19 protein-coding genes are annotated in these 22,538 nt (G+C 52.6%); 13 read left to right on the top strand and 6 right to left on the bottom strand.

All coding sequences use genetic code 11. The features are described 5' to 3' along the window. The 3 genes from PHV74_07555 to PHV74_07545 form a co-directional block, all read right to left on the bottom strand. The coding region (locus PHV74_07555) for a PAS domain S-box protein (protein MDD5094218.1) at positions 1-3,026 on the bottom strand (3,026 nt) is incomplete at its 3' end. A 430-nt stretch (positions 3,027-3,456) separates the two neighbouring features. Further along, a complete protein-coding gene (locus PHV74_07550) occupies positions 3,457-3,606 on the bottom strand; it encodes a hypothetical protein (GenBank protein MDD5094217.1) in 150 nt (49 codons plus the stop codon). Positions 3,607-3,800: 194 nt separating this feature from the next. Beyond that, the gene (locus tag PHV74_07545; GenBank protein ID MDD5094216.1) at positions 3,801-4,277 is read right to left on the bottom strand and encodes a hypothetical protein; all 477 of its coding nucleotides are present in this window, start codon (positions 4,275-4,277) and stop codon (positions 3,801-3,803) included. 985 nt (positions 4,278-5,262) lie between these two features. On the opposite strand from PHV74_07545, the gene PHV74_07540 reads away from it, so the two are divergent. From PHV74_07540 to PHV74_07485, 12 genes are all read left to right on the top strand, one after another. Further along, positions 5,263-6,471, top strand: a complete 1,209-nt coding sequence (locus PHV74_07540; protein MDD5094215.1) for a thiolase family protein — start codon at positions 5,263-5,265, stop codon at positions 6,469-6,471. A gap of 197 nt (positions 6,472-6,668) precedes the next feature. Further along, positions 6,669-7,571 (top strand): MBL fold metallo-hydrolase, encoded by a 903-nt coding sequence (locus PHV74_07535; protein MDD5094214.1) that lies wholly within the window; start codon positions 6,669-6,671, stop codon positions 7,569-7,571. 16 nt (positions 7,572-7,587) lie between these two features. Beyond that, on the top strand, positions 7,588-8,241 hold the full coding sequence (locus PHV74_07530) for an MBL fold metallo-hydrolase (protein ID MDD5094213.1): 654 nt from the start codon (positions 7,588-7,590) through the stop codon (positions 8,239-8,241). Positions 8,242-8,416: 175 nt separating this feature from the next. Beyond that, complete coding sequence (plsX, locus tag PHV74_07525; GenBank protein MDD5094212.1) at positions 8,417-9,496, top strand: phosphate acyltransferase PlsX; 1,080 nt, start codon at positions 8,417-8,419, stop codon at positions 9,494-9,496. A gap of 26 nt (positions 9,497-9,522) precedes the next feature. Next, complete coding sequence (gene trxA, locus PHV74_07520) at positions 9,523-9,849, top strand: thioredoxin (protein MDD5094211.1); 327 nt, start codon at positions 9,523-9,525, stop codon at positions 9,847-9,849. Between the two features lie 2 nt (positions 9,850-9,851). Next, on the top strand, positions 9,852-10,778 hold the full coding sequence (gene trxB, locus PHV74_07515) for a thioredoxin-disulfide reductase (protein MDD5094210.1): 927 nt from the start codon (positions 9,852-9,854) through the stop codon (positions 10,776-10,778). 15 nt (positions 10,779-10,793) lie between these two features. Continuing rightward, positions 10,794-11,738, top strand: a complete 945-nt coding sequence (corA, locus tag PHV74_07510; protein MDD5094209.1) for a magnesium/cobalt transporter CorA — start codon at positions 10,794-10,796, stop codon at positions 11,736-11,738. 12 nt (positions 11,739-11,750) lie between these two features. Continuing rightward, the gene (gene queC, locus PHV74_07505; protein MDD5094208.1) at positions 11,751-12,449 is read left to right on the top strand and encodes a 7-cyano-7-deazaguanine synthase QueC; all 699 of its coding nucleotides are present in this window, start codon (positions 11,751-11,753) and stop codon (positions 12,447-12,449) included. Next, positions 12,446-13,081, top strand: coding sequence for a 7-carboxy-7-deazaguanine synthase (gene queE / locus PHV74_07500; protein ID MDD5094207.1), 636 nt, complete (start codon positions 12,446-12,448; stop codon positions 13,079-13,081). Before queC ends, queE begins: the two co-directional genes overlap by 4 nt. 10 nt (positions 13,082-13,091) lie before the next feature. After that, positions 13,092-13,481 carry a preQ(1) synthase gene (gene queF / locus PHV74_07495; protein MDD5094206.1) on the top strand — a complete coding sequence of 130 codons (390 nt, stop codon included), beginning with the start codon at positions 13,092-13,094 and terminating at the stop codon, positions 13,479-13,481. Continuing rightward, entirely contained in the window at positions 13,478-14,239 is a 762-nt protein-coding gene (locus tag PHV74_07490) for an MBL fold metallo-hydrolase (protein MDD5094205.1), read from the top strand. The genes queF and PHV74_07490 overlap by 4 nt, the downstream gene beginning before the upstream one ends. Before the next feature lie 94 nt (positions 14,240-14,333). Continuing rightward, a complete protein-coding gene (locus PHV74_07485) occupies positions 14,334-17,039 on the top strand; it encodes a valine--tRNA ligase (GenBank protein ID MDD5094204.1) in 2,706 nt (901 codons plus the stop codon). A gap of 29 nt (positions 17,040-17,068) precedes the next feature. Here the strand turns inward: PHV74_07485 and PHV74_07480 are convergent, their stop codons facing one another. From PHV74_07480 to mutM, 3 genes are all read right to left on the bottom strand, one after another. Next, on the bottom strand, positions 17,069-17,362 hold the full coding sequence (locus PHV74_07480) for a hypothetical protein (GenBank protein ID MDD5094203.1): 294 nt from the start codon (positions 17,360-17,362) through the stop codon (positions 17,069-17,071). Positions 17,363-17,439: 77 nt separating this feature from the next. Continuing rightward, on the bottom strand, positions 17,440-18,228 hold the full coding sequence (locus PHV74_07475; GenBank protein MDD5094202.1) for a metallophosphoesterase family protein: 789 nt from the start codon (positions 18,226-18,228) through the stop codon (positions 17,440-17,442). Further along, positions 18,225-19,046 carry a bifunctional DNA-formamidopyrimidine glycosylase/DNA-(apurinic or apyrimidinic site) lyase gene (gene mutM, locus PHV74_07470; GenBank protein MDD5094201.1) on the bottom strand — a complete coding sequence of 274 codons (822 nt, stop codon included), beginning with the start codon at positions 19,044-19,046 and terminating at the stop codon, positions 18,225-18,227. Before mutM ends, PHV74_07475 begins: the two co-directional genes overlap by 4 nt. A 259-nt stretch (positions 19,047-19,305) precedes the next feature. On the opposite strand from mutM, the gene PHV74_07465 reads away from it, so the two are divergent. Next, positions 19,306-22,455, top strand: coding sequence for a PAS domain S-box protein (locus PHV74_07465; GenBank protein MDD5094200.1), 3,150 nt, complete (start codon positions 19,306-19,308; stop codon positions 22,453-22,455). Positions 22,456-22,538: the final 83 nt, after the last annotated feature.

Raw genomic sequence — 22,538 nt, 5'->3', positions numbered from 1 at the left:
TCGTCGAGCAGCAATTGGGCATAGCCGGAAATGGCCATCAGGGGATTGTTAATCTCATGGGCTACTCCGGCCACCAATTCTCCCACCGCGGCCAGTTTGGCGGATTGCAGCAGCTGCTCCTGGCTGGCGTTCAGTTGTTCAAATGCCTTTTCAAGCTCGATGTTTGTATGGCGGATATTTTCTTCCGCTTGCTTGCGTTCCGTGATGTCCTCATACACCGTCTGGAATTGTTTTTCACCATTCCAGAGCACTTCGCTGGTGTGAGTCAACAGATGGCGAATTTCACCATTCTTGCGCACAATGTCCACTTCATAATCTAACGGGATGAACTCCCCTCGTCTCCTTTTCCTTTTTCTTTCCTCGACGGCGGCATAGCTTTCAGGCGTGTAGCGCTTCTCGAGTGGGATGTTTTTGAATTCCTCAACGCTGTCGTAACCATAGATGTTAAGCAGTGTCCGGTTGATATAAAGAAAATCTCCGTTTGTGGAGACGATGCGTACTCCCAAAGGCGAACTTTCCAGAGAGTTGCGGAAGTTTGCTTCCGAGGCGTGGAGGGCCTGCTCAGCCCGTTGGCGCTCGGTGATATCTTGAACACTGACCATGAAGCACTGCGGGGCTCCTTTTGAATCCCGCAGGAGGGTTGTGCCCGCGATAGTCCAGACGGTATGTCCCTGATGGTGAATATAGCGTATCTCCGCGCGGTAAGTTTCCCGTTCGCCCGCCAGGAGGCAACGGACGCATTTCTTGGTTTCATCCAGGTCATCGGGATGGGTGATATCGGCAAAATTCAACCCGGACAACTCCTGTTTGTTGTATCCCAGCATCGCGGCAAAAGAATCGTTCACCATGAGGAACTTGCCATCGGGAGTAACCAGGCATTTGCCTGAAGTGGATTGCTCAAATATTGCCCGAAAATGTTCCTCGCTGTGCCGCAGCTTCTCTTCCATCTGCTTGTGCTCGGTGATATCTCTCAGCGCCAGCAGAACCATCAATGGCTGGCCTTCGGGAGTCCTCACTATGCGATAAGAAACGGATGCGTTGCGAGGCTCCCCGCTTATGGTGAGAAAGGCGATTTCTGTGTCTTCGATCTCACCGCCGGACAGGAACTGATCAATCCTGGAAAACCCTGTCTCAAACTCTCCGGATGAGAGCTGCCCTATCGCACCGGCCAACTTCCTGAGCGGCATGCCCACGATCTCGCCTTTTTTGAAGCCGATCATTTTGGCATAGCCGTCATTGATATCGATGACGGTCCCTTGCATATCCAGCACAATAAGGCCATCGGACATGCTGTTGATCAATCCTTCGCTGTAGGCCCGGGCCTTATTTGTCGCCATGATCTCCGATTTAAGCGCCTCTTCTGAAGCGCGCAGCTCTTCGTTCTGGGTGTTTAATTGCCGGTTGCTTTCCTGAAGGGCCTGCTCCAGCAGCTTGCGCTCGGTGACATCCGTTACGACGGAGATGAGACGCGGCTCGCCGTCCAGCGTGGCGGTTTCCCCTGCGAAAAGGATATGGCGTATCTCGCCCGATTTGGTCTGCAAGTCCACTTCCATGTTATGTATGCGGCCGTTCAACTGAATCTTTTCTACCATCACTAGGCGTTGCCCGGGGTCTGCCCATAGATCAATATCGGATACTGTGCGGTTAATGACATCTTCACGACTGTGGCCAGTGGCAGCACAAAAGGCGTTGTTGACATCGATCAGTCGGCCATCCGTTAGAGTGCTGATGGCCATCAGATTAGGGCTGGATCGGAATGCCTTGGAGAACCGCTCCTCACTCTCTCGTAGCGCGTCTCTGCTCCGCTTGCTCGTGGTGACATCCCGTCCCTCAGGTATGAGGTATTTTACGGCCCCGTTTTCATCAAAAACGGGATGGATGCTGAACTCGATCCAGATATACCCATCCTGAGTATAGACCTCAACTTCGCGGAGTATCCTCTCTCCCGCTGCACAGCGTTCCAGGTCTTCCCTGATCAGTCTTTGCGTTTCCGGGGAATATGTCCACCAGTCCATATCGCAGAACTTCACTCCCCGGACCTGTTCAATCGATTTCCCGATGAGTTTGAGGCCGGTATTGTTGGAATAGATGATCTCGCCATCCGGTTTCAATACGGAGGCGAAGGTGACCAGATCATCGAGTGTGGCAGTAATGAAATGCTCATTCTCTCTGATAGCCTCTTCCGCCTGCTTGCGTTCGGTGATATCAATACTGCTGCTTTGGAGTGCAATATTGTTTCCATTGGTGTCTTTCAGGACCTGTTCAGTAACAAGCATGGTTTTTCGCCCGGTTGGGAAATCCCAGTCTCTCTCATAAATGTGCCCAATCCCGGTTTCGATGGTTCTGCGATTCGATTCATAATATTCTTCGGCAATATCTCTGGGATTCAGATCAAATAGGGATTTCCCGATGAAATCCGCCGGTTTACCGCCAAACAAGGCAGCCCCACTGGCATTCATAGTCTGAAAAATGCCGTCCCGATCCAGAATGAAAAGGTTAATGCTGGAGTTTTCAATGAGCGTTCGATATTTCTGTTCACTTTCCCTCAGCACCTGTTCTATCAGCATGCGCTCGGTGATATCTCGCACAATCACCAGATCGGCGGGCTTGTTGTTAAAGAAGGTGGCTGAGGCGTTGATCTCCACGGGAACCTTTCGTCCGTCTTTGTGCAGAAAAGCGCTCTCATACCGGGAGGGGACGTCCTTGCCGGACATCCTTTTTTGATAGCGGTCTATTACCTCGTCGAGAGCGTCCGGATGGATATACCGGGCGATTGGGGTGCCGATGGTTTCCCGGGGAGTGTATCCGAGTATCTTCAACGAGGCGGGATTGGCATATCGGATGATCTCATCCTGAATGATGGCGATGCCGTCATCAGCCTGTTCCACCAGATGACGGTAGATGTCTTCGTTCTCCCGGGGCATCTCCACGTCTGCTTGCTTGTGTCCTGTGCCCGCGGGGAGGTGTTGTTCCGAAGATGCATCGGCGCGGGTAAAGGACTGCTTCAGTCTGGTTATCAGGTTCATCTTTTTCCCTCTTCGATGCTGACAGAGGCCTGATTGCTTATAGTACTTTCAGCTTATGATGTCTTGTGGCTCTAACATAGTCTCCTGAATAAGATTATCCAACAGGGCCAACCCTCGATCCATCTGCGTGTTATTCCTCAAGAAAGAACAGGGCAACATGATTGACGTTCCCCCGGTTATCGTACCGAGGTTCAGTTAAAGCTGGACTACCTGGATATTCAAGGAAGCCAAGGTCGGCAACCCAGAGAGTCTTGACGCCCGATTTCATTATGCTCGTTTCTTCGGTTTTATAGTACCTGTACCTTACTCTTCAGCGGTCACGCTCACCATACCTTCCCTGGAGATATCATAACTTTGTTTATGCGGGAATTCGTGTCTGCTCATGAACTCAAACAGATCGGTCCTCCCCCGGCTTCCGACCGAAGCGCCACTACGGCGTATTCAACGCCTGCCTTTCCGTATCCTTTATCCTGTCGGCGATGTTGAGAACTGATGCCAACACCATCAGAACGAAAACCGCTGCCGCCAGTTCCATGGCCAGGAGAACCCATGGCTTCACTACCGGAGGCGTTTCTTTCACGATTTAGACACATTCCTTCCCGGGTTTATTTCTGCGCGGGAGAACGTATGCGCCTCAATCCGGCAATGTCGGCAATCTGTCCGGTGCTACAGTTGGTGACTCCCCGTTACATCCCGCGGGCAATGCAGTTCGGACCTCATGATAGAGGTCAATCGCCGGGGAAAATAGTAGGCCCTCCTGAGACCACTTCTACTTTAAGTTCTGTTTTTGCTCCAGATATTCAGGCGCCAGCCTGTAACCAGAACAAGCAGTATCCCTGCTATCAAACCAATAATCCACCACCCGGTGTAACCGCGCCCTGCAGTTTCGGCGGAATCTTTCAAAGGAACGCCCTGATCCACCGTTTCCGGTGTTACATCGGAAGGTATATCCGTTATCCCTGGCTCACCCAACAGCACAAGGGACTCCTGCGTAGAACTTTCTGCCCTTAACCCTGCCAGCCCAAACACGGAGAGTCCATCAGGGGAAAACCCTTCGAAAACAGCCCTTCCGGTGTCATCATAACCCACAAGCCGAGTCTGGAGAACCTGTTTTTGGCCGGTGTCAGGATCGTATCGCAGAATCCGAATGGCGTCGGCACCGCCATGAGAGGCAACCCATTCCGGCCCGACCACCATCTTGATGGTGGCACTTTGGATATCGATGCCGTTCTCAATGTTACTCTTTTCCACATTAATGGTGTAAGCCACGTAGATACCCACGGGCAGAGCCCGTGGGTATCTACGTCTTTATCAGTTCATTCGTTCGACACGTTATTAAGCTTATCTTTGTTGACGCTCTTCGCCGTGTGATCTCTGCCCCGAGATCGCAATGTATTTTCCTGAGTGAACTATCTCCATTCCCGAACGTCCCTGGCTTGCTTTTTCAAAACACCTGCCTTCAACCAGCGAAAGAGCGTAGCTCGACCGACACCAATTTGCCGGGATGCTGTATTCCGAATCATATCTTTGCAGCGATTTCAACAGGCATATCCATCCCGCATAAGATGCCTTGGCAATTAATGAGTATAGTCAGAGCACTTAACAAACAAGTCACAAGAATATCACAGCGATTGGCTGAGCCGCCATCGAAAACGGTTCACCTATTTAGCCGCGTTTATTTTGCCGGGGACTGCCGGATGTTATTATCCAGACAAGTCGAACGTATATCATGGGAGCTAGCCCGTGAAGTTTGTGGGGGTGGAACGGGTGATCATGAATGACGCGCTGCCCTTTGTAGTACCAAGGGTAAGGTTAAAGGTATGGAGCTGGACCGGATAGACGGCGGGACCGGCATTCCGCCCTATCTTTGAGGCAGCCACCGCCAAGGAAGGCTCAGATGCTATAAAAGAGCCTCCACCATGAGCCACAACGACCTTAAAGAGAGTTTCTATTTTTGGGTGTGGAGAAGTTTTGGCTGGCCCGCCCCCATGGAGAGGAGTTTGTGCGAGGCACGGTGATGAATCGCTGATTGCGGCGATTTTCAAGTTATCTTTCCTTTACTTCGATGTTCATATAAAATCAAAGAGGCTTTACCGGGGGGATTTCATCATTTATGTTTTTCACCCCAGAAAGCCTGAAGACAAGCACGGGTATGGCTCAAGCATCGTCAGCCACTTGAAAGGCGGAAGCGACACGGGGCCAAGCACCGGCAAACAGACAGGAGGAAACCAAGACCATGAAGCTTCAAGAGGTTGTGATGGTAAGCGCCTGCAGAACGGCGATCGGAGAATTTTTGGGAAGCCTCAAGAGCGTTCCTGCAAGAGATCTGGCAATTACTGCCGGGGGAGAAGCCATAAAACGATCTGGTGTTCCTGCGGGTCTGATTGATGAGATATGCATGGGACAGATACTTACAGCCCTTCAAGGCTCTTTGCCGGCGCGTCAAGTTGCCATGAGATTGGGGCTTCCCAGCAGAAGCGGCGCTGTGTCGGTGAATCAGAATTGCGCTTCGGGAATGCGTGCCCTGGAGATTGCAGCGCACAATATTATGCTGGGGAAGACAGAAATCGCCCTGATTGTTGGGGTAGAAAGTATGTCAACTGCGCCTTACATCATGTCTAAAGCAAGACAAGGCTATAAGCTAGGCCCGGGAACGGTTGAAGATCACATGTATCATGACGCCTTGATCGATGAACTGGTTCCGGGACATGTGGGAATAACCGCTGAAAATATCGGCGCGCGATACAATATCTCGCGTCAGGAATGTGATGAACTGGCTCTATTGAGTCACACGCGGGCCACGACGGCCATCGATGAAGGTCGGTTCAAAAGGGAGATCGTTCCCGTAAAAATAAAAGCCAAGAGAGGATCCACCCTTTTTGACACGGACGAGCATGTTGATAGAAGCGTCACCCTGCAGAGCTTATCCGAATTGCGTACCCCCTTCAAAGAAAACGGCGTGGTGACCATGTCTAACGCTTCAGGGATTTGCGACGGGGCAACGGCTGCCGTGATCATGTCCCGGGAAAAGGCAACCGAGCTGGGGATCAGGCCTCTGATGAAACTGATCAATATATGCACGGAAGGTGTTGCCCCCGAAATAATGGGGCTTGGACCTGCAGTGGCAATCCCCAAATGCCTCGCTCAGGCCGGTATAAAATTCGAAGATATTGACTACTGGGAAATCAATGAAGCCTTTGCGGTTCAGATATTAGCTGTAAAACGAATGCTCAAGGAAGATCACAATATCACACTAGCTATCGAAAAGCACAACCATAACGGGTCAGGCATATCACTGGGCCATCCCGTGGGATGCACCGGACTTCGGCTGATGGTCACGCTATATTATGAAATGGAACGGTTGGGCTTGACCACCGGTGGGGCGTCCCTGTGTGTCGGTGGCGGTCCGGCCATGGCTTCTCTGTGGACAAGAGAGATAGGGTAAGAGACTTATGAAGTCAACACTCGATTTCAGTTTGCCCGCCCTACGTTCGTTTGAGGTAGGCTGAGATCGAGAGGCCACTACTCCACATCATACCCTATGTTTGTTGTTTTCTACCTGTATCTATGCCTATCTTACTGCAAGTGTATCCCCTGTGATAAAATAGGCCAAGCGTTGCTGCTGAGGGAGTATGGCTAACCGTGAGCAAGATTGCAGAAGTAGCTGAGGGGATTTACCTGATCGACCCGGAGAAAAAAGGGGATTTCTGCTTCTCGTATCTCATATCAGGAAAAAAACCGGCTCTCGTCGATCCGGGACCCACAGCTCAGGTAGAGATCATCCTTGAGGCCATGGAAAGGGATTTGAAATTCCGTCCGGAATCGCTTTCGTATATCATTCCAACACATGTCCATGTAGATCACTCCGGGGGCGCTGGTTATCTGGCGGGGAAATTACCGAAAACCAAAGTGGTTGCCCATGAACGCGGTAAGCGGCATCTGGCCGATCCTTCAAGGCTCATCGAAGCGAGCAAAAAGGCCTTTGGCCCGAACTTTCAGAATGAGCTAGGGCCAATTTCACCGATTCCAGAAGATCGGCTGATCACGGTTCAGGACGGTGAGAAACTGAACTTGGGGAACCGGGACCTAGAGGTGATCTACTCTCCGGGACATGCTTCTCATCATCTCTGCTTCTACGAAAGCCTGAGTAAGGGTATTTTCTGCGGGGATGCGCTCGGAATGTACCTTCCCGGAGTGGAGACGGTGATACCCATCGCCCCGGATGGTTTCGATCTGGAGCCGGCGCTCCAAAGCGTTTCAAAAATCAGGGGATTTGATCCTCAACTCTTATTCTATCCTCACTACGGCGTCGGGAGAGAGGTGAACAGGCTGCTGCAGCTCCAGGAAGAAGAGTTGAGGTGTTACAGGGATATCATTCTGGAAGCCCTGCAAGCAAACGAGGATGAGGAGCAAATCATTCGGCGTCTCGAAGCCCATATCAGGGACAGTATCTCAACCCGGTTGAATTATGATCGCAAAGACATTAACCTTGCCATAACAGTTTCCGGGTACCGGGGATACTTCAAAAAGAAAGGGCTGATATAAACTGGTGGAGGATAACTTGATTCTGAAGATGCTTATGGTAGGTCCTTTTATGTCAAACTGCTACATCGTGGGATCGGAAAAAACCAAGGAAGGGATGATCATCGATCCGGGGGCTGATGCAGATACCATCCTGAATGCCGCCAAAAAGCTGGGCCTTGAGGTAAAACTGATTGTCGCCACCCACAGCCATCTGGACCATATCGGCGCGGTAAAACAGATAAAGGAGAAGACCGGCGCGCCTTTTGCCATGCATGAAGCGGAGAGCGAGCCGAGCAAATCAATGGAAGACATGGCCCGAATATTCGGAGGAATGATGGGGGTTTCCTTTAACAAAGCGCCCCTTCCGGACAAACTCCTCCGTGATGGCGATGTAGTAGAGATCGGTGATTTGAAATTCACAGTGCTCCACATTCCGGGACATTCGTCTGGAGGGATTGCCCTGGCAGGCAAGGGTGTGGTTTTCAGCGGAGACACTCTCTTTCAATTCAGCATCGGCCGAACAGATTTGCCCGGCGGCAGCTACTCTCAACTGATGACCGGCATTTTCAGCAAGCTCATGGTCCTGCCGGATGAAACCATCGTCTATTCCGGGCACGGGCCTCAGACGACTATCGGCGCAGAACGATCCCACAATCCCTTCGTGCACGATTGGTCTTCCCGGAATCGCTGAGATAGCGGAGAAAACCTGTTAACGACGCCGACTCGAAGCCAAATCGAATCGGGCAAAACCCGGCGTTTGAAGCGCTCCCCCGATGCGCATTGCAGCACGTGCGCTCAATCTGATATGATTCATTAACAATATGGCTACACCGCAAAATTACTTCGTGGAGAGGGATTCACGATAAATGGGAAAAAAGAGTAAGGAAAAAGACCCAGAAAAAGACCTGGAGAAAGAGTCGCCCAAGGAAAAGGAAAAGAAAGACAAAGCCAAGAAAGAGAAGAAAGAGAAGAAGAGCAAAGATAAGGTCCAACAAATCGCCACAGCTCCCAGGATTGTGGTTGATGCCATGGGTGGCGACTATGCCCCCCGAGAGATCGTAAAAGGGGCAGTGGAAGCAGCACGCGAACTCAATGCCGAACTTGTCCTGGTAGGCCAACAGGAGGCCATACAAAATGAGCTGTCTCACTATGATCTGGAAGGAGCCAGAATAAGCATTCATCCGGCCGAAGACGTGATCGGCATGGACGAAGATCCCGTTCGAGCGATCCGCCGGAAGCCAAACTCCTCCATTGTGGCCGGCATGAATCTGATCAAAAACGGTCAGGCCGATGCATTTCTCTCCGGCGGCAGTACCGGTGCAATCACCGCAGCCGGATTGTTGATATTGGGCATGAAAAAGAATATAAAGCGCCCGGCCTTAGCGATTGTCTTTGAATCCCCTGCCGGACCGGTCCTGTTTCTGGACGTGGGAGCCAATGCCGACTGTAAACCTCAACATCTGGTGCATTTTGCCCAGATGGGGAATATTTTCATGCAAAAAATATTCAACGTCCCCACACCTCGCATTGGTCTCCTATCCACCGGAGAGGAGGCAACCAAAGGCAATAAGGTGGCTCGCTCCACCCACGCCACTCTGGCAAAAGGGCAACTGAACTTCATCGGTAACGTGGAGGGGCGCGGCCTTATCCAAGGCAACGCTGATGTAGTGGTAACCGATGGCTTCACCGGCAATGTAGTGATAAAATTATTTGAGGGATTGGGAGAATTACTCTCCAAATCTGCAAAGCAATCCTCTGATAACGAATCTATTCCCGCGCAAACAAAAGGGCCCATCCTGAATTATGCCCCGGGAGCTCTGTTACTGGGGGTCAATGGCAATGTGATCAAAACTCACGGGCGGAGCGATTCCATCATGCTGAAGCAAGCAATTCGCGTGGCAGAGCGAATGGTAAGGCAGCGAATCCTGGAAACTATCGGAACTTAGATTTCTCGCGAGCAAAGGAGGGAAGCATGGCTAAACCACTGGCAGTAACCGATGCTGATTTCGAGCAAACTGTGATCAAAGCCAAAAATCCGGTCCTGGTTGATTTCTGGGCCCCTTGGTGCGGACCTTGCAAGGCCGTGGCCCCGATTATCGAAGAGTTGTCCTCCGAGTACGAAGGCAAGGCAACTTTCGCCAAGGTCAACGTAGATGAGAATCCCAAAACAGCAGCCGCATACAACATTGCAAGTATCCCCACCGTGATCATTTTCAAAGACGGGAAGCCGATGACCCAGATCGTCGGACTCAGACCCAAAGCGGAGTTCAAAAAGAAACTGGATGGTTTTCTAACTTAGCGATGAACGACGACAGGCGATATCAGATCATCATTATCGGGGGAGGTCCTGCAGGGCTCACTGCCGGTATCTATACCGCGAGGGCAGGGCTCAAAACGCTGCTTCTGGAGATGATGGCCTCGGGCGGCAAGATCATCAATTCCGAACTGGTGGAGAACTATCCCGGCTTCCCGCAGGGGATTTCAGGGTTCGATCTGGGACAGCTCATGGAGCAGCAGGCGGCCAAGAACGGGGTCACGATAGAGATGACTCAGGTAACCGATATCGAACTTGCCGGGGAAGAAAAGATCGTCAAGACAAGCCACGGCGACTATTTTGCAGAAGCGCTGATCATCGCTGGCGGCTCAGAGTATGCCAAGCTGGGGATACCCGGAGAGGAAGAGTTTGTCGGCAGAGGATTATCCTACTGCGCCACCTGTGATGGCCCTTTCTTCAGAGACCTCGCGGTGGCAGTGGTGGGAGGAGGAAATGTAGCCATATCGGATGCGCTGTTCCTCGCTCGGCGTTGCCCCAGGGTGTTCGTCATTCACCGAAGAGATCAGCTCCGCGCCTCCAAGGTCCTGCGAGACAGGGCTTTTGCCGATCCCAAGATCGAGTTCATCTGGAATACCGTGGTTGAGGCTATCAGTGGCGAAAACAGTGTGAGCAACCTCCAACTGCGGCACGTCCACACCGGGGAGAAATCGACTCTCCAGGTGAGCGGCGTTTTCATGGCGGTGGGAAGCAAGCCGAACACCGAGTATCTCTCCAAGTTTCTGCAACTGGGACCAGGAGGACTCATCCCCGTCAACAGCCAAATGGAAACTGAGATACCGGGGGTTTTCGCTGCCGGTGATATCCGGGAGGGATCTATCCGTCAGGTCGTTGCAGCAACGGGCGATGGCGCCATTGCCGCTCTTTCCGCGGAAAGATACTTAACTCAGCGCTGACAAGCGAATCATATAATGGATTCTACAAATGTGGTCAAACCCGAACCCAGAATCAATTCCATCTCACTGGGCAAGCTGGAGTGGATCGATATTGAGAGACCGACCGCAACAGAGACCTCGTATCTGGCTGAACACTACCTCTTTCACCCTTTGGACCTGGATGATTGCCTGAGCCGGATTCAGCGCCCCAAAGTTGATGCCTATCCGGACTACTTGTTCATCGTGTTTCATTTCCCGGTATTCAACAAAAAGATAGGCTTCACCAACGTCAGCCAGGTCTCGATATTCCTGGGCGAAAACTATCTGATTATGCTGCACGAAGGCAATCTGAAGCCTCTCAACCGATTCTTCCGGGATTGCCTCAACAACACGGAGACTCGGGACGCGAGCATGAGCCATGGCTCCGGTTATCTGCTATACCTTCTCCTTGATCGTCTGGTCAACTACTGCTTCCCCATCCTCAACCGGATCAAGAATAATATCGATGCCGTGGAGGAGCAGATATTCAGCGATGATACCCGAGAAGCCGTGCGCGAGATATCGATACTCCGGCGGGATGTTCTATCAATCAGGCGAATCACAAAACCCCAGATCGAGGTATTTGAGTGGCTGGAGAAAAGCGAGCTTCCGCTGATTCGGGAAGACCCCGAAATTTACTTCGGCGATCTGGCTGACCACAACCGCAAGATAATGGATTACCTGGACGAATACAAAGAGGTCATAGAGGGCCTCAATGATACCAACAATACCTTGACGTCTTTTCGCATCAATCAGGTGATGAGGTTGCTCACCGTCATATCTGTTATCCTTCTGCCTTTGACATTGATCGCCAGTGTATATGGCATGAACATTGATCTCCCCTTTCAAAATGATGTCGCCGTTTTCCCCATCATACTGACTTTCATGATCGCCATCGTCCTGGGTATGCTGGCCTTCTTTCGATCAAAACGGTGGATTTAGGGCAGGCACGCATTGAACAGAAAAACGATTGTCCTCTTGAGCGGCGGACTTGATTCCACCACTACCCTGGCCATCGCCAGAGATCAGGGATTCTTGCCTTACGCCCTGACTTTCCGTTATGGCCTGCGCCACGAGTTTGAGATCGAGGCGGCTCGCCGAGTAGCCCGGAAATACGACGTGCAGAACCACATTGTCATCGATATCAACCTCCGTGCCTTCGGGGGTTCTGCCCTCACAGGCGAGGGTGAAATTCCCAAGGATCGGCCAATGGATAATCAGGCGGCAGGCATTCCCGCCACTTACGTCCCGGCGCGAAACACCATTTTCCTATCCTTTGCTCTGGCCTGGGCAGAAGTAGTGAACGTGAATGACATTTTCATCGGGGTTAATGCCGTGGATTACAGCGGCTATCCTGACTGCCGACCGGAATATATTGCGGCATTCCGGAACATGGCCAACCTGGCAACCCGAATGGGAGTGGAAGGGAAGCAATCCATAACCATCCATACCCCTCTGATAAACCTTTCCAAAGCCCAGATTATCCAGAAGGGAATGGCTCTGGGTATGGACTACTCCCTCACCCATTCCTGCTACGATCCGCTGAAAGATGGCGGCCCCTGCGGCCATTGCGATGCCTGCCGGCTTCGGCTGAAAGGGTTCAAGGATGCCGGTTTGACCGATCCGCTGATATACCCGGATGATATCCGATGAGCTATTCCATCAAGGAAATCTATTACACCCTCCAGGGAGAAGGAGTCCACACAGGAAGACCTGCCGTCTTTGTGCGGTTTTCAGGATGCAATCTCTGGTCAGGGCGCGAGGAAGACCGAGCCATGGCGATTTGCCGCTTCTGCGATACGGACTTTGTGGGAACCGATGGCCCCGGAGGGGCAACATTTGCCAGCGCCGAAGCTCTTGCCCGTAGGGCAAGAGCCCTGTGGCCGGATGATCCCAATTCCCATCCCTTCGTTGTATGCACCGGCGGAGAGCCGCTGCTGCAACTCGATCAGACGCTGGTAGATGCCTTCCACACAGCTGGATTTGAAGTAGCTGTCGAAACCAATGGAACGCTCGAACCGCCGGAGAGAATCGATTGGATTTGCGTCAGCCCGAAGTCTGGCGCGGAACTGGTTTTAAAAGAAGGCAATGAGTTAAAGCTCGTCTTCCCGCAGGCAAACATGGACCCCCAGGACTTCCTGCGACATAGATTCGATCATTTCCTGCTGCAACCATTATATGGCCCGGAGGTGGCCAAGAACACCCTTCAGGCGGTACAATATTGCCTGGAGCATCCGCAATGGCGGTTAAGCCTTCAAATCCACAGGTTTTTGAATATCCCCTAACAGGTGAAAAATGCCGATAGCTGAAGGTAAATCTTTTGAATTCCAGGACGAAAGCCACATCCGCCCGGATTGGCTGGAAACTTTCCCATTCGATAGCCCCGAACAATCCATTCTGATCGAGACGGAAGAATTCAGCGCCGTGTGTCCGTTCAGCGGCCTGCCGGACCTGGCCAAAGTCAGAATCGAATACTATCCCACCGGCGGAAAGTGCGTCGAGCTCAAGAGCCTGAAATACTATTTCATCAGCTTCCGCAACGTCGGTATCTATCAGGAAGCCATCACCAAGCGGATCTTCCAGGATCTCAAAAATGTCCTGGAAACCAATCGGCTTCGAGTGACGACCATCTACAATATACGGGGAGGATTCAACACCACCTGCATTGAAGGACACCTCGAATGAAGATGAAGTTTCTCGGCGCCCACAATTTCGAATCAACCGATACCCGGCTTCCTTCGATCCTCATCGACGGCGTCATGGCTATCGATGCGGGAAGCCTGACCTCCGGCCTCTCCTTTGCCCAACAGGGCAACATCAGCTCCGTTTTGTTGACCCACGGCCACTATGACCATATCCGGGACATCCCCCTTCTTGCCCTGAGGAATTCCTATCGAACCATCGATATCTACGCCACACAGGACACACTGGATATCCTGGAAACTCACTTGATCGACGGCACGGTCTATCCCAAATTCACTCAGTGGCCTTCGCCTGAAAACCCCGCTCTGAGGTTACATCGGCTCGAACCCTATCATGCAGAAAATATCGCTGGCTACGGGGTTCTCCCTATTCCGGTAAGCCATGCCATCCCAGCCGTAGGATTTGAGATCACTGGCAAGCGGGGACAGAAGGTATTCTTCAGCGGAGACACCGGCCCAGGGTTATCTTCCTGCTGGGAATATATATCACCGAGCATCTTGATCATCGAGACAACCTTCCCAAACAAGCTGGCTGATATCGCTTTGCAAGCCATGCATCTCTGCCCGCTGATGCTGGGAACAGAATTGATTAATTTTCAACAAACCAAGGGCTATTTCCCCAGAGTAGTGCTCACTCATCTGAATCCGGAGTTTGAAGATGAGATCAGAAGAGAAGTCGGCCAAATGGCACAAAAACTGGGCATCGATATCCGGCTGGCCTATGAGGGCATGGAACTATAGGGACAATTTGACGCCATTCGCTCACCAAGTGTAGAATATATCGGCAAGGGCGATTCCCAAATCGCCTTTATTTTTGAAGGGAAACTTATACCTGATGGCACAACAGCTGAATGAAATCCCCAAAGCCTATGATCCGAAACAGATCGAAAGCAAATGGTATCCGTTCTGGATGGAGAAAGGCTATTTCTCCCCCAAGATCGATCCCAAGAAAAAGCCATTTGTCATCATCATGCCGCCGCCGAACGTGACCGGGGAGCTGCATCTGGGGCATGCCCTGACGGCCACTCTGGAGGATGTTTTGACGCGATGGCACCGCATGAAAGGCGATCCTACGCTGTGGCTGCCCGGAGTCGATCACGCCAGCATCGCCACACAGTACGTCGTTCAGCAACTGCTGGCCAAGGAAGGCTTGGATCGTCAAACGCTGGGGAGAGAGAAGTTTCTGGAGCGCGTCTGGCAGTGGGTGGCCCGTTGCCGGGGGCTCATCACCGAACAGCACAAGCGGCTGGGCGTCTCCTGCGACTGGAGCCGGGAAGTCTTCACCATGGACCCGGGCCCGGCCAAGGCGGTCCGCACCACGTTCATGAATCTCTATAACAAGGGCCTCATCTATCGAGGAGAGCGCCTGACCAACTGGTGCCCCGCCTGTGCCACCGTCCTTTCCGACCTGGAAGTGGACCACAAGGAAATCCAGGGCAATTTCTACCATATCAGATACAGGCTGGCCGATAAGAAAAACGAGTTCGTGGTAGTGGCCACCACCCGTCCGGAGACACTTTTGGGAGATACAGCCGTGGCGGTCAATCCCAAGGACGTTCGATACAAACACCTGATCGGCAAAAGCGTCGTTCTGCCAGCCATCGGGCGCGAGATTCCCATCATCGGCGATGACGCCGTCGATTCCGCATTCGGAACCGGCGCTTTGAAGGTGACGCCCGCTCACGATCCGGTGGACTTCGAGATCGCTGACCGCCACCACCTGCCGCATGTGAACGTGATGAACCTGGACGCCACCCTGAACGAGAATGCCGGCCCCTACAAAGGGCTGGATCGATTTGTGGCCCGCAAGAAATTGCTGGCTGACCTCGAACGCGATGGATTGATGGTCAAGACCGAGCCTCACACTCATGCCGTAGGGCATTGCTATCGCTGCCGGACAATGGTGGAGCCCCTGATCACCAAGCAGTGGTTTGTCAAAATCGATTCGCTGGCCAAACCCGCCATCGATGCCGTGATGGATGGCCGAATCCAGATCATCCCGGCGCATTTCACCAAAACCTATCTGAACTGGATGAACAATATCCGCGATTGGTGCATCAGCCGCCAGCTCTGGTGGGGGCATCGCATTCCTGTCTGGTATTGCCAGGATTGCGGCCAGATAACCATCGCGGTGGATGATCCCAGTTCGTGCTCGCATTGCAGATCCCAGCGCATCGAACAGGACCCTGATGTGCTGGATACCTGGTTCAGCTCAGGACTGTGGACGCACTCCACCCTCGGCTGGCCGGATGACACCGAGGACTTTAATTATTTCTATCCCACGTCGGTGATGGAGACCGGCTACGATATCCTTTTCTTCTGGGTGGCTCGGATGATCATGATGGGCCTGGAAAACACCGGCAAGGTTCCTTTCGATAAGGTCTATCTCCACGGGCTGATCCGGGATGAGAAGGGCGAGAAGATGAGCAAGACCCGGGGCAATGTGATCGACCCGCTCAAGACGCTGGAGCAATACGGCACCGATGCCCTGCGCCTGGCCCTGATCGTGGGCAACACGCCGGGGAACGATATGCGAATCAGCCCGCAAAAGCTGGAGGGCAGCCGCAACTTCGCCAACAAGCTCTGGAACACCAGCCGGTTTATCCTGGGGAATATTGAGGGTAGCTTGGCTGACGTCAGCCAAGCTACCCGATCAAACGTCAGCCAAGCTGACCGATCAGGCTCCGGCCAGGCTGCGCAGATGCCCATTGAAGATCGCTGGATCAGGAGCCGCCTGAATCGGCTGATCGTTGAAGTCCACCAACTGATGGAAGGCTTCATGCTCGGCGAAGCGCTGAGCCGGATTCACGAGTTCGTCTGGGGCGAGTTCTGCGACTGGTATATCGAGATGGCCAAGATACGCCTCCAGCAGAAAGACATGTCCCCCATGCCCGTGCTGGTTGATACCCTGGAAAAGACATTGCGGCTGCTCCATCCCTTTATGCCCTTCATCACCGAGGAAATCTGGCAGCGGATAAGGGAGTATCAGCCGGATCATGACGCTCCGGAATCGATTATGATCGCGGCCTACCCTCTGGCCGATCTTTTGGATATAGACCCTCCTGCCGAGCGCCAAATGGAATCGGTGATCGAGATCGTCCGCTCCATCCGCAATGCCCGCGCCGAAGCCAAAGTCGAGCCCGCTAAATACATCGAAGGGCTGATTGCGGTACAGGATTTCGGGTTTCCGGCTGAAAAGTACACCCCGATCATCTCAGCACTGGCCCGGGTGCGTCCGCTGACGATCATCGATCGATCGGCCAAGGAATCGAAAAAAGACGCTGCCAAGGTGCTAGTGCTACGGGACGTGGAGGTGATCCTGCCGCTCAGAGGAATGATCGATTTCGATGCGGAGCGCAATCGACTGCAAAAGGAGATCGAATCGGTCCATGCCCAGATCTCCCGCACCGAGGCGCGACTGGCCAATGAGCAGTTCATCTCCAAAGCCCCGGCACAGGTGGTGGAAAGAGAGCGCCAGAACATCGCCGAGGGCAAAGATAGACTGGAGCGACTGCAAAAGCAGCTTGCGGAGCTGGGGTGAGATACAAATAAATCCTCAGCAGCCCCTTTTCAAGAAGCAATCAGGTAAACGACGCCAGCCAAAATAAGCAAGGTGACACCCATGAAGATGCCCACCAGCAACGTGGCCGTTGGCCTGGGATTGTCTTTGATGCCGAATATCAATGCGCCATAGGTTGTAGGAAGCATCAGCGAAATCACCGCCGGAATCAAGAGCAGTATCTTGGGCGCACCGCTGTCAAGATCGGAGCCCTTAACATCTGCATAGGAGTATATCGTAACGCCAAGCAGGATAAAATACGGGACCAGCACCATCATAAAACGCAGCAATTTAGATTTATTCACTTTCCTCCTCCCTGGATAGGCCAAAAAACATCAGGGCATTCCGGGTATAGAATGGCAATGACGCCACCTTCTCCTCCTTAAATCGTCTCGATCTCCAGATCATCCACCGTTCTGATCTCTTTTTCCAAATCGGCAATAGCTACGGTTCTCTTTGGCACCAGCGCGCGGTAGACGGAGGAGGTGAAAATCGTCAAGCACCTCCGATCATAGATCACCGGGGCGATATCCGGTTGGTGAGACCGGATCAGAACATTCTTGCCCAATCTGCGCATGATTTCCTCGAACCACTTCTGCCCGAACTGGGGCCTTCCCGTGACCGTGTGATCATCGAGATCACTGGCTTCATTCTCCCGCCAGTCTCCCCACGTCACCTGCTGCCACTCGCGGCTGCCAAACTGGATACTGCTAATATCTTCCAGCGCTTGTACGTAAGGCAACGCACCATGCAGGGCAACAATCCCATTGGAGGTCGATACCGCCAGCGGGAGCATGGAGAGGACGGCGGCATATCGCTGGCGCCATTCCCGATCCAACCCCTCCCAGAAATCGGCGGGGGAAAACGGAACGGTTTTGTACCCCTCGTGGTTTCCCATCAGCAGAAAAATATTTTCGGGAACCTCGATTTTGGTTCTCAGCAGGACATTCAGGTTTTCCACCGACTCCGGTCCGCGATCCACATAATCGCCGAGGAAAACGATCTTGCAGTTCGCGCCCAGATACTTATCCAGAACCCTCTGTGTGGCCTCCAGGTCTCCATGCGTATCCCCAACGAATACCACTCTGCCAGATTCCAACCGAACCAAATTCCCTTCCTGCTCGAACAGTTTTTCGACTTCGTTTAGCAGGCTGCCTGTATCCTCTTTCATCCTATCGACCCCTGACAGCAAGGGCAAAAATAAGTGCCCCGACCTCGAATACTGATCCTGGTGATAGGAGAGCCGCAAACCAGGCACGCTTCACCGCGCCGGTGGGCAACCCTGAACTCAGACTGAGCCTCCCCTTTGCCACCATCGGGGCGAAGATAGTTCTCCATGCTTGCCCCTTTCTTCTCTATTCCCTTCTGCAGCACCTCGATGACTGCGCCGTGTAAATGGCTCAATTCACTATCGGAGAGGGAATTGGCCGCTCTCAGCGGGTGAATTCCGGCAACGAACAGCGCTTCATCGGCATACATATTGCCTATGCCCGCTATAGAATGCTGATCACAAAGCAGTGCTTTGATCGGCACGCGATGCCTCTCCGCAATCCGGTGCAGAAGCATCGGAGTGAACGACGGCTCAAGTGGTTCCGGCCCAAGTTCCCCAACCACCCTGTTTTCATCCTCAACCAGCCAGATCGCTCCGAACTTGCGCTGATCGATGAAGTGCAAACGAATTCCACCATCAAACGTGAATATAGCCGTAGTGTGATTTCGGCACTGCTGGGATTCAGTCAGGATCAGCAACGCGCCCGTCATTTTTAAATGGACAACCAACCGATCCCGATCTGAGAGATGGAAAATAAAGTATTTTCCCCGCCGCCGGATATCTTCGATTCTCTGACCGGCGACCCTCCGGCAGAATTCTTCGGGGGCAGGTTCCCGCACCACTTTCGGCCACAGGAGCTCCGCCGACATAAACTGATGCCCCACTAGTTTGGGAACGAGTTCTCTGCGGATGGTCTCCACTTCAGGCAGTTCAGGCATTTCTTCGCACCACATAGGAATTATAATGGTATGCAAAGATCGAAGTCCAGAAAAGCACCCCCACTGACAACTGATGATTGATGCAAAAAATGCAGGTTTCTCCCATGAGAAAATGCGTGCGGTTCCGCTATTCAGCCAAACCGGAAGTCAACTAAACTCAAATAGGCATTGTCTACCACATGCCTGCGTGTTCGCACACCTGCTGTGATGGGCAGAACTCCAGGCTACGGATATTTTTGAAAAGAAACCGAGGAGCCCAATGAGCATTAGAACCAAAATCCTTTTGCTGATCCTTATCGTCGTGTTTTTGACCGGATGTGTCGGAACCCTGATCGGCAGAACCATGGCCAGAGATTCCCTCAAAAACCAGATCAATGCGCAACTGGTAGCCACAGCGCAGGCCAAATCCCACAACATCCAGAATATGCTGGACAGACAGAAGGAAATACTTCGCCTGCTCGATATTCAGGCTGTCGCTGACGTTGCCCTGAGCCAGGCCGGCGGTTTCACCCAGAAGACAGGGATGCCCGACTACACCACCATCATCGGATCGCTGATGTCCAATTTCGCCATGTCCAGCCAACAAATCCGAGAGGCCATCTATCTGGATTCCAGTGGGAGGGTGGTAACAACCTCATATACCGGACTTCAAGACAGTTTCCGCGGTCTGGATTTGAGTAAAATCGACTTCGGCAATATCAATTTCAGTGTGGTCGATTGGAGCAAGATCGACTTGAGCGAGATGGACTTCAGCCAAATCGACCTGTCAAAAGCCATTGACAGCGGTTTGGACCTGAGCCTGCTCGATCCCCGTAAAGCCCCGACGCAAGACCCGAGAATGCGCGATCAGTCACAAACGGATTTCAGCCAGAGCCCGATCTATCTGAACGGCAAAGAGGGGATATTCATCGGCGATATCAAGCTCCAGGATGACAGCCCCTCTTTTGTTCTCGCGGTGGCACAACCATTCTTTGTGTCTGGGCAACTTGCAGGGGTCATGGCCTTTCTGGGAGGAGAGGATTTGCTATCGGAAATAGCCGCCGATAGAGAAGGCCTGGGAGACACGGGTGAAGTGTACATTTTGAACCAGGACGGTTTCATGCTGACCCCCTCGCGATTTATCGGCGGCGCAGTGCTGACGCAACAAGTCAACCCGCCTCAGATTCGGGATGAAAACGGCCATGTTGTAACTGGCAATCCCGCTCTGACACCGGAACCCGTCGTCACGAAGAACTACATGGGGGCCAAAGTCATCAGCACCTACCAGCAATTACCGGATACCGGATGGACAGTAGTTGTGGAGAAGGGATATGGAGAAGCGTTTGATCCGGTATCGGATTTGACTCGAAACATGTTCTGGGTGCTGCTTGGATCTCTGGCCCTTGGAGCCTTTGCGGCCCTGTTTTTCTCCAGAATGCTTTCCGGGCCGATCATCAAACTGCGGCACAGTGCCGAACAGATCATGCAGGGAAACTGGAATTACAGCATCACCACCTCCAGAGATGAAGTCGGAGATCTATCCAAAGCATTCGGCAACATGGCATCGACTTTACAGAAAACACAGGAAGAACTTCAAGACTACACCGCCAGCCTGGAGAGCAAAGTCGAGCAGAGAACCCAGGAGCTTTCCACAGCCAACACTCAATTGCAGCAGGCCAGCGATAAACTGGAGGACCGCGTGGAAGAACGCACCTGGGAACTGCTGGAGGCCAACAATGATTTGCTCACGGAAATAGAGGAGCGCAAGCAGATCGAGGAGAAACTGCGGGAGAGCGAAACCAAATATCGCGCCATCGTCGAAAACTCGCTGATCGGGATCGGCATAAACAATGAAAACAAGATCGTTTATGCCAACCAGGCGCTTTTGAAGATATATGGTTATGCCGACTTCGAGGAGTTTGCCTCAAAACCACTGTCGGTCCATCTGACGCCTGAATCCAGGGAGTACTACCTCCAACGCAGACAGAAGAAGGCAGCAGGAGAGGCTGTGCCTACGGAATTCGAGATATCCGCCATCCGCAAAGATGGAGAGATCAGGATATTGCGCCTCAGCAGCACCTATGTTACGATTGACGATCAAATTTACGCTTACAACACCTTCATCGACGTCACCGAGAGCAAACGGATGGAGGAAGCCCTTCAGGAGAGCGAAAAGCGCTACCGCCGTCTGGCTGACAACGCCACCGACATGATCTGGACGCTGGACATGAACCTGCGATGGACCCATATCAGTCCTTCCGTGACCAAGAGCAGGGGATATACGGTTGAAGAGGCAATGGCGCAATCGTTGGAAGAAGCAGTTACGCCCCAATCCCTCCAAATGCTCATGGAAATCTATCAAGAGGAGTTGCAGCTCGAACTATCGAGCCAGGAGCCAGAACCTCGTGGGCGAGTCTTTGAACTGGAACAGTATTGCAAAGACGGTTCCACCATCTGGACACAATCCCATACCACATTCCTGCGCGGGCCTGAAGGGCATCCCGTGGGAGTCATCGGCGTAACCCGCGATATAACCGAGCGCAAAAAGGCGGAGGAAAAGCTGCGGGAAAGCGAGGAAAAGCTGCGGCGGATATTCGACTCTATGACCGATGGAATAATGGTCTCGGGCATGGACAGCACAATTCTGGACGTCAACGACCAGTGGCTTGAGATGCATGGCGTAAGTTCCAGGGATAGAATACTGGGCAGAAACGCACGTCAGTTCATCGTATCACCAGGGCCCGAAGCATTGGAGCGGATGATAGCAGAACTCGATACCACAGAAACGCTCGGAAATTCGGAATTCACCATCCTCAAGGCAGACGGCACCTCTTTCCCCGCAGAAGTAAGCATGGCAGTGCTCAGGGATGTCTCGGGTAATCCGGTCGGACGGATCGGTATCATCAGGGACATCACTGAACGAAAGAGGGCTCAGCAGGAGCTTCAACGAAGCGAAGAAAGATATCGAGAACTGATCGATTCCTCCATCGACGCAGTGATATGCATCGATGATCAGATGAAAATATTGGTCTGGAACCAGAGCGCCACAAGGATATTTGGTTACACCCGGGAGGAAATACTCGGGCAATCGCTGCTCCAGATCGTCCCTCAGCGGTATCAACAGGCCAAGATGAGCGGAATAAGTCAGTTCATGCGCACCGGCGTTGGCCCGGTCATCGGTCGGGTAACGGAAATCGAAGGTCAGCACAAAGATGGCAGCCTGATCCCTGTTGAACTCTCTGTGACCTCCGGCACAACGGACCATTCTTACTTCGCCACGGCGATCATCCGCGATATCACCGAGCGCAAGCGAACAGAACAGAAGCTAAAGCTCACCCAGTTTGCCATCGATCGGGCTTCGATCGGTTGCTGGTGGATAGACAGTGAAGGTCGGGTTTTCTACGTCAATGATCAGGCCTTAAGCCAATAAACGGAATGACATCTATGGAAATTGACTGGGTCAGGGTATACCAGCCTAAAAAATAACTGAAGTTTTCCAAAATGAATACAGGG

It is taken from the genome of Dehalococcoidia bacterium, assembly GCA_028711995.1.
In the GTDB taxonomy this organism is placed as follows: Bacteria; Chloroflexota; Dehalococcoidia; order SZUA-161; family SpSt-899; genus JAQTRE01.
This window is presented reverse-complemented; position numbering and strand designations above follow the sequence as displayed.

Bases quoted from the DNA above. Each gene is read 5' to 3' on its own strand.
- PHV74_07540 (MDD5094215.1), top strand. From the start codon at position 5,263: ATGAAGCTTCAAGAGGTTGTGATGGTAAGCGCCTGCAGAACGGCGATC.
- plsX (MDD5094212.1), top strand. From the start codon at position 8,417: ATGGGAAAAAAGAGTAAGGAAAAAGACCCAGAAAAAGACCTGGAGAAA.
- trxA (MDD5094211.1), top strand. From the start codon at position 9,523: ATGGCTAAACCACTGGCAGTAACCGATGCTGATTTCGAGCAAACTGTG.
- trxB (MDD5094210.1), top strand. From the start codon at position 9,852: ATGAACGACGACAGGCGATATCAGATCATCATTATCGGGGGAGGTCCT.
- corA (MDD5094209.1), top strand. From the start codon at position 10,794: ATGGATTCTACAAATGTGGTCAAACCCGAACCCAGAATCAATTCCATC.
- queE (MDD5094207.1), top strand. From the start codon at position 12,446: ATGAGCTATTCCATCAAGGAAATCTATTACACCCTCCAGGGAGAAGGA.
- queF (MDD5094206.1), top strand. From the start codon at position 13,092: ATGCCGATAGCTGAAGGTAAATCTTTTGAATTCCAGGACGAAAGCCAC.
- PHV74_07490 (MDD5094205.1), top strand. From the start codon at position 13,478: ATGAAGATGAAGTTTCTCGGCGCCCACAATTTCGAATCAACCGATACC.
- PHV74_07485 (MDD5094204.1), top strand. From the start codon at position 14,334: ATGGCACAACAGCTGAATGAAATCCCCAAAGCCTATGATCCGAAACAG.
- PHV74_07475 (MDD5094202.1), bottom strand. From the start codon at position 18,228: ATGAAAGAGGATACAGGCAGCCTGCTAAACGAAGTCGAAAAACTGTTC.
- mutM (MDD5094201.1), bottom strand. From the start codon at position 19,046: ATGCCTGAACTGCCTGAAGTGGAGACCATCCGCAGAGAACTCGTTCCC.
- PHV74_07465 (MDD5094200.1), top strand. From the start codon at position 19,306: ATGAGCATTAGAACCAAAATCCTTTTGCTGATCCTTATCGTCGTGTTT.